At 66.2% G+C, this 3,589-nt stretch carries 3 protein-coding genes; all 3 read right to left on the reverse strand.

Annotated features, from left to right (window positions below; genetic code table 11):
• Positions 1-155: 155 nt before the first annotated feature.
• On the reverse strand, positions 156-1,073 hold the full coding sequence (locus tag ACK42S_RS16520; protein ID WP_409710087.1) for an MBL fold metallo-hydrolase: 918 nt from the start codon (positions 1,071-1,073) through the stop codon (positions 156-158).
• Positions 1,074-1,092: 19 nt separating this feature from the next.
• Entirely contained in the window at positions 1,093-2,796 is a 1,704-nt protein-coding gene (locus ACK42S_RS16525; RefSeq protein WP_409710090.1) for a long-chain-fatty-acid--CoA ligase, read from the reverse strand.
• A 49-nt stretch (positions 2,797-2,845) separates the two neighbouring features.
• A partial coding sequence (locus tag ACK42S_RS16530; protein WP_409710093.1) for an FFLEELY motif protein occupies positions 2,846-3,589 on the reverse strand: 744 nt, incomplete at its 5' end.

A 3,589-nucleotide genomic window follows, 5' to 3' on the forward strand; every position in this document is an offset into this window, starting at 1 on the left:
ACAGTGAAACGCCTCAGCGCCGATGATAGTGCGGTCTCCCGTGTGAAAGTAGGTCATCGTCAGGCTACATCCCTCCAACCCCCACCACCTACCAAGGCGGTGGGGGTTTGTTTTTGATCAGGACCCTCTCCAATCCCCAGCCCAACAACCCACGGTCAGGCATCGACGATCGTGTCGCTGTCGCGCCGTAAGGCGCCGGAAGCGCACAAGGCGTCCACGATGGCCACTTGCCAAGCCGGCCAGGGCTGGCTGAAGAAGTAGTGCTGATGAAGCAGGCGGACGTAGGGGGTGGCATCGAGCCAGGCAAGCAGTTCAGGCCAGGTCTGACGGCGTACTTCGAGCAGGTGGAACTTCACCAGCACCTTGGCGGCATACCAGGCATGACGCAAGGGGTCCGCTCTGAAGCCGGCCAACTTCGCTAGGGCGCGATCGATGGCCGCCTCGACGTCGTCGAACGCGCGGCCGTGACCGGGAAGAACCCGGCGTGCCCCCAGGCTGCGGATCAGCGCCAGCGTGGCGTGCACGTCGTCAAAACCTGGCTGACCGACCAGCTCGGGAAAGACCACACCGAAGCCGTTCTCCCACAAAGCATCGGCCGAAATGAGCAGGCCGTCCTGGGCATCGAACAGCATCAGGGCATGGGGATCGTGGCCCGGGGCGGCGATCACGTTCCAACTGCGCCGGCCGTGACGCAGGGTGTCGCCCGGCTGGAGCGCCGCATCGGGAACGAAACGCTCACAGCGCTGGCCGGTGGCCTGGAAGCTGAGGTGCTCGGGATCCCAGGCCAGGGCTGCCTGGTACTCGGCCTGAGGCACCCAGATCGGGGTGCCATGGCGGCGGGCCAAGGCGGCGTTGCCGCCGCAGTGGTCCGAGTGCAGATGGGTGTTGACGATCGCGCGCAACCGTCGCCCCTGCAGGGCCTGCTCGACCAGCGCAAGCGTCTGATCGGCATGGCTCACGTAGCCGGTGTCGACGAGGAGGGTGCCGTCGGGGTCGTCGTCGAGGAGCAGGATGTTGTTCGACGACAGCCAGCCTCGCTCGAGGACGCGGATGTCGTCGGGAAGCGGCCCCATGGGCAGCGCAGCGCCGGCTTCAGCCGCGCAGTTCGCGGCGCAGGATCTTGCCGACGTTGGACTTGGGCAACTCGTCGCGGAACTCGATGTACTTCGGGCGTTTGTAGGCGGTGAAGTTCTGCTTGCAGTACTCGATCAGGTCTTCCTCGACGAGGGTCGGATCCTTCTTGACAACGAAGAGCTTGACGGCTTCGCCGGACTTGGCGTCGGGCACACCGACCGCCGCACATTCGAGCACGCCCGGATGCAGGTTGACGACCTGCTCGATTTCGTTGGGATAGACGTTGAAGCCCGAGACCAGGATCATGTCCTTCTTGCGATCCACGATCTTCACGTAGCCTCGCTCGTCCATCACGCCGATGTCTCCGGAGCGGAAGAAGCCGTCGGGGGTCATCACCTTGGCGGTCTCGTCAGGACGGTTCCAGTAGCCGGCCATGACCTGCGGGCCACGGATGCAGATTTCGCCCGGCTGCCCGAAGGGCAGGTCCCGGCCGTCGTCGTCACGGATCGCGATGTCGGTGGAGGGGATGGGCAGGCCGATCGTGCCGGTGAATTCCTTGAGGTCCAGGCGGTTGCTGGTGGCCACGGGCGAGGTCTCGGACAGGCCGTAGCCTTCGACGACGGGGCAGCCGGTGATCTTCAGCCATTTGTCGGCGGTGGCCTTCTGCACGGCCATGCCGCCGCCGTTGCTGACCACCAGCTCGGAGAAGTCCAGACGGGCGAAGTCCGGTTCGTTGGCCAGGGCGTTGAAGAGGGTGTTGACCGCCGGGAACATGTTGACACGGTGCTTCTGCAGTGTCTTGATGAAGCCGGGGATGTCCCGCGGGTTGGGGATGAGCAGGTTCATCGAGCCCAGGCGCGCGCCCATCATGTAGCAGATCGTCAGCGCGAAGATGTGATAGAGCGGCAGCGCGCACACGACGGTGAGCGGCTTGTCGCCCAGCTTGTCGAGCATGGGCTTGAACCAGGCTTCGGTCTGCAGGATGTTGGCGATGACGTTGCGGTGGGTGAGCGTGGCGCCTTTGGAGACGCCGGTGGTACCGCCGGTGTACTGGAGGAAGGCGACGTCGCTGGGCGACATCGGCGCTCGCTGCAGGCTCATGCGATGGCCTTCGGCCAGGGCCATGTTGAAGCGGGTGACGGTGCGCCCCCGGTCCATCGGCAGTTTGAACTCGGGCACCATCTTGCGCACGTGGCGCACGACGAAGTTGACGAGCAGGCCCTTCCAGAAGCCGAGCATGTCGCCCATCGCGGCCAGCACGACATGCTGCACGGAAGTGCGGTCGATCACTTCCTGCAACGTGGTGGCGAAGTTTTCGAGGAGGATGATGGCTTTGGCGCCGGAGTCCTTGAGCTGATGCTCGAGTTCACGCGGGGTGTAGAGCGGGTTGACGTTGACCACCGCGAAGCCTGCCCGCAGCACGGCTGCGATGGCCACGGTGTACTGCAGCACGTTGGGCATCATCAGGGCAACGCGGTCACCGCGCTGCAGTCCCTTGGATTGCAGCCAGGCGCCCAGCGCGGCGGACATCTCGTCGATGTCGCGGTAGGTGATGGCCACGTCCATGCACATGGCGGCACGGCGTGAGGCGTGCTTGCGGAAGGCCTCCTCCAGCAGCTCGGGCAGGGACTGATAGACGTCGACCTCGACCTCGGCCGGCACGCCGGGGGGGTAGTGCTTCAGCCAGGGCTTGGTCTCGAGCGCGATGGATACGGCAGACACGGTGACTCCAGATCGAGGAAACGTCCCCGATTCTTGGAGGCTGGCCGACTCATGCCAACGGTAATTGCACTAACGCACGGTCGTTCGCTCGTCCCGGGCCTGTCGCCAAGGCGACAGCATCGGGTGCGAACAGGCGCTCGATCAGTTCGCGCTCGCGGGTCTCGATGCAATGCAGGAACTCCTCAGCACCGCCCATGGCGCGGAAGGTGTCGAAGCCGGCTTCGAGGAAGCGCTGCAGGTCGCCCAAGCCGGCGGCCTTGGCGGGGCCGCGCATCATGTGCAGGCTGGCGCGCAGCATGGGCTGGCGGGCGTAGCCGTCGAGCGAGCGGCCGACGGCCAGCGTGAGCTCGAGCTGCAGGCGACGCTGGTCGGGTTCGCCACAGGTCTGCCAGGCCCGCACGTAGCGGCCTGGATCGAGGGGCAGGCCGTTCAAGGCCTGCGCCATCCGTGTGTCCAGCCGTTCGGACAGGGCGTGCACGCGCGCCAGGCGCAGCACGGTCTCGACGATGTGCCGCGGGAACAGGCGCACCAGGGTCGGCACGATGCGGGCGAACTGGGCGTCGCGCAGGCTGAAGTCGCCCGGGCCGTAGAGTTCGTCGAGGAAAAAGCGGGCCGGCGGGCCATGGCGGGGGCTGGCGAGCAGGTCGGCGTAGGTCCGGCGGAAACGGGCCTGCTGGTAGCGCTTCAGGGCCTCGACGCGTGTACCGAGGGCCGGGTCGGGAGGGGGGGAGGGGGGGGGGGGGGGGAAATCTGCGAAGTTGTTGGAGGGGGGTTCTGGCCTGGAGGGGAGGGG

The organism is Caldimonas sp., from assembly GCF_046289365.1.
In the GTDB taxonomy this organism is placed as follows: Bacteria; Pseudomonadota; Gammaproteobacteria; order Burkholderiales; family Burkholderiaceae_C; genus Caldimonas.